The organism is Acinetobacter sp. GN11, from assembly GCF_054823985.1.
In genome coordinates this window covers 1-4,040 of sequence record NZ_JRVL01000143.1, presented here as the reverse complement: position 1 = coordinate 4,040, position 4,040 = coordinate 1, and the positions used below count along the sequence as shown (strand labels likewise).

Here is a 4,040-nt window from a genome sequence, read left to right as displayed (position 1 = left end):
ACGACTAAAAAATCATATCAACAATAAAGCTTGAGATAGGTTAGCGCATCCTTTTTGTGCAGCTTTCGCATGCCTGTTTTTAGTACTCATTTTAAGAGTGAAGGCCTTTCTATCTCTTTTATATACAACAAAAAATTATCTTTGAGCAGAATATTTATGCCAAATTTAGAAAATTCATTTAGAGCATTAAGAGTGCTCCACGCGGCAAGAGATCTATTTAATCAACATGGTTTTCATAATGTCGGTGTCGACCGAATTATTGCTGAAGCCAGAATTTCAAAATCCACTTTTTATAATGATTTTCACTCCAAAGAAAAGCTCATCGAGATGAGCCTAACTTTTCAAAAAGATGCATTAAAAGACGAGGTATTTTCAATTATCCATTCATACCGTGAACTCATGTTGTTCGATAAGCTCAAGAAAATTTTCTATTTACATGCAGATTTAGAAGGCTTTTACCATTTGCCATTTAAAGCAATTTTTGAAATTGAAAAGCTTTATCCAACCGCCTATAAGGTCGTAATTGACTATCGAAATTGGCTAATTCAAGAAATTTATAAACTACTTTTAACGTTAAAAGTTACGGCCTCAATTGAAGATGCGCACCTGTTTTTATTTGTGATTGATGGCGCTATGGTTCAGCTTTTAGGAGAAAATCAGGTAGATGACCGAGATAGATTACTAAATTATTTTTTAACTATGGTGTCTTAGGTCTAGCTCATTAAAAGTGAGGCTACTAGAGCCTCACTTTATATAGGTGCTTATTTTCCTTTCTTGGTTTTTAAATACTCTGCATAAGCTTCATCCGCAAAGCGTCTTAAAGAGTCACCAATAGCAGCATATTGATATTCATTTAGGTTAGCTAATGATGCACGGGCAGAAGGGTGCTGGACCCCGAAGCCAGAGCCCGGTAATAAAACCACACCTGTTTCATCAGCTACTCTAAATAAAAGTTCGGTCGGATTTTTATTTTTCATTACCCAGTCCGCAAACTCATCTCCATAGAGAGTACGTGAGGTATTTTCAAGGTTGACTAGTGTGTAGTAGTCCACGGCATTTGGATCGGTTGGAACATCGACACCAAGTTGTCGATAAAGTGCTGCATCACGTTCACGTACAACAGACTTGACTGCTTTTTTATAGCTTTGGCGTGAGTCCATCAGATTAAACAATGCAAATAAAACCATTTGAACTTGCTGTGGTGTAGACAGACCAGCAGTATGGTTCAAAGCAACATTACGGCTATCTGCAACTAAGCGATCAATAAATTTAATGCTTGCAGGGTCAGTCGTTAAAGATGAATAGCGCTCTTCAAGTTCTTTCTTCTCTTTTTTCGATAAATTCGCAATTTGTTTATCAAGCACATTGTTATTTGAAAGTGCAATGACACCAAGTCGCCAACCAGTCGCACCGAAGTATTTAGAGAATGAATAAACTAAAATTGTATTATCTGGACAGATTGCGAAAAGCGATTTGAAGTTATCGGCAAAAGTACCGTAAACGTCATCTGTTAAAATAATCAGATCAGGGCGTTTTTTAACGATATCTTCCAAAATCGCAAGCCCTTCATCACTCATTTTTACAGATGGCGGATTACTTGGATTCACTAAAAAGAAGGCTTTAATCGATGGATCTTCTAACTTTCTGAGTTCCGATTCTGGATATTGCCAACCGAGTTTAGGGTCGGCCTCAATGAGTACTTCTTCAAGTTGATAATCGTTGAGTTTTGGAATTTCCAGATATGGCGTAAAAATTGGGCTACCAATTGCAATACGGTCACCGTTTTTAATAATTTTATTTTCTTTTAATGAGTTAAAGATATAGGCCATTGCTGCTGTTCCGCCTTCGACCGCAAACAAGTCTAAATCTTTTTTCTGCATGCCTTGTACGCCCATTTCTCGTAAGACGTACTCTTTAATAATCGTTTCACTCACTCTGAGCATACGGTCTGGCACCGGATAGTTACACCCTAAAATACCTTCAACCATTTCAAGCAGAAAAAGATCTGGGTCTAAACCTAACTGATCTCGCACATAAGACACGGCTTTGCCTAAAAAGACGACGCCGGGTTTGTCACGGTTTTCCAAAATAAAATTATCAAATCGTGACTGGAGTCCAACGGGGCGAGGGAAGCCACCTAGACCTTCTGGCATGTAAGAAAATGAAAACTCAGATTCGGTCGCCGAAAACAAACCCAATTGAAAGAATGCTCTACGAGGAACGGTTGCGAGAAAGTTTGGATTACCTCGCCCAGCATTTAACATCATTCTGTCAGTTCTGCTTTGAGCTAATTCTATTAAATTATCTTTTAGTTCAAATGGGCTGAGTTTTGCATATTTAGAATAATCGACTTTCCCCATGGGACGTCTCCTTAATTATAGTGAGATGAATAAACTTTCTAATTCAATGTATAAAATCAGGCCAAGCCTATGATGAGTGGTCCGAGTAAGGTCAAGAACACATTCGCCAAGGCATAGGTGATTGCAAAAGGAACGGTCGGAATCGAGTTTCCTGCTTTGTCTAAAATTGCACCAAATGCAGGGTTTGCACTGCGTGAACCAGATAGTGCACCTGCCATTACTGCAACGTTGTTATAACGCAGAACATAACGAGCAAAGAGCATGGAAAGCAGTAGAGGCACCAGTGTTACGACAACCCCGATCATAAAGAGTGAAAGGCCACTTTCTTTAATGGTTTGAATGGCTTGTAAACCTGATTGTAAGCCGACGGCAGCAACGAAGCCCGCAAGTCCCAAATCTTTCAGAAGCTGTGAAGCCGCTAGCGGCATATTGCCATGTACCTGATTTCTGCTTCGAATCCAGCCAAAGAGCAAACCTGATAGTAAAGCTCCGCCACCTGCACCCAGAGTTAAGGGCACATCACCTAAACGAATCACAAATAGACCAATCACTAAACCGACTACAAGGCCTGCACCATGGAAAATCCAGTCCGTTTTTAAGCTTTCAGGTAGGGCTTTACCAGCTTCTTTCACTAAACGATCGAGGTCACTTTTTGTACCGTAGACGGTGACCACATCACCTTGGCGTAAAACGGTGTCGTCACTTAAAGGTTGTGGCTCATCCTTACGTTTAATCGCAAGTACATAAATACCGTGCTTTAAATACGCAGGCGTATTCGCCTTAATATCTCCTAAGGTACGGTTAATGTATTTAGAATTTCTTAGGATGACATCGCTGGTATCCATAATCATTTCCATACCTTGCGATGACTGTAATTCGCTTCCGATTTGCTCGGCAACTGAAACCACATTGGCACGGCGCCCAACCAGTAATACGACATCATCAGTTTGTAAGGTTAGCTCGGGTGCAACATCAATAAACTGATCTTTACGTTTCAACCGTTCAATCGTAATACTCGGCTGTTTTGCTTCAATTTCCGCAATCGTGTGTCCATTGGCTTGTTTGACTTTATAAATACGGCCAACAATTTCGGGCATCGCAAGTTCTTGACCGGGTGCTAGCTCGAAAGCACCTTTGAGTCGTTCACTTTGAGCTTTTAAAGCATCGTCGTGGATTTCTTTACCCATAAATTTAGGCAAGATATTCACACAAACAATGATCGCTCCCAATGAACCAAAAATGTAGGTCACTGCATAGCCAATCGCGACATTGGCTTGAAGTCTTTGAATTTCTGCGAGTGGGAGATCGAGTCTAGAAATGGCATCTCCAGCAGTCCCAATAATGGCTGATTGAGTCATGCCACCCGCAGCGAGACCCGCAGCCAAGCCTTTATCGAGATGAAAAATTTTAGCCATGACTAAAACAGTGACTAAACCACACACTGCCATAAATACTGCTAAAAGAATTTCTTTTATGGACTGTGGCCCAAGCGATTTAAAAAACTGAGGGCCACTTTCAAAGCCTACCGCGTAAATGAAAAGGGCAAATAAAATTGCTTTAACGCCATTATCGACAGGTACGCCAATAAGACTTAAAACAACTGCGACAAGTAAGGAGCCTGCGACTCCGCCAAATTGAAATTTTCCAAACTGGAATTGTCCAATCCAGAAGCCGATTGCG

General features: G+C 40.5%; 3 protein-coding genes. 1 reads left to right on the top strand and 2 read right to left on the bottom strand.

Going from position 1 to position 4,040, the window contains the following annotated elements:
* The first annotated feature begins 156 nt into the window (after positions 1-156).
* Positions 157-711: a TetR/AcrR family transcriptional regulator gene (locus NL42_RS12555; RefSeq protein ID WP_419297119.1), complete on the top strand. Its 555-nt coding sequence runs from the start codon at positions 157-159 to the stop codon at positions 709-711.
* A 50-nt stretch (positions 712-761) separates the two neighbouring features.
* Here the strand turns inward: NL42_RS12555 and NL42_RS12550 are convergent, their stop codons facing one another.
* Both NL42_RS12550 and aspT read right to left on the bottom strand, forming a co-directional pair.
* On the bottom strand, positions 762-2,360 hold the full coding sequence (locus NL42_RS12550) for a bifunctional aspartate transaminase/aspartate 4-decarboxylase (protein ID WP_045430334.1): 1,599 nt from the start codon (positions 2,358-2,360) through the stop codon (positions 762-764).
* Positions 2,361-2,416: 56 nt separating this feature from the next.
* On the bottom strand, positions 2,417-4,040 hold a 1,624-nt coding region (gene aspT, locus NL42_RS12545; RefSeq protein WP_461312993.1), incomplete at its 5' end, for an aspartate-alanine antiporter.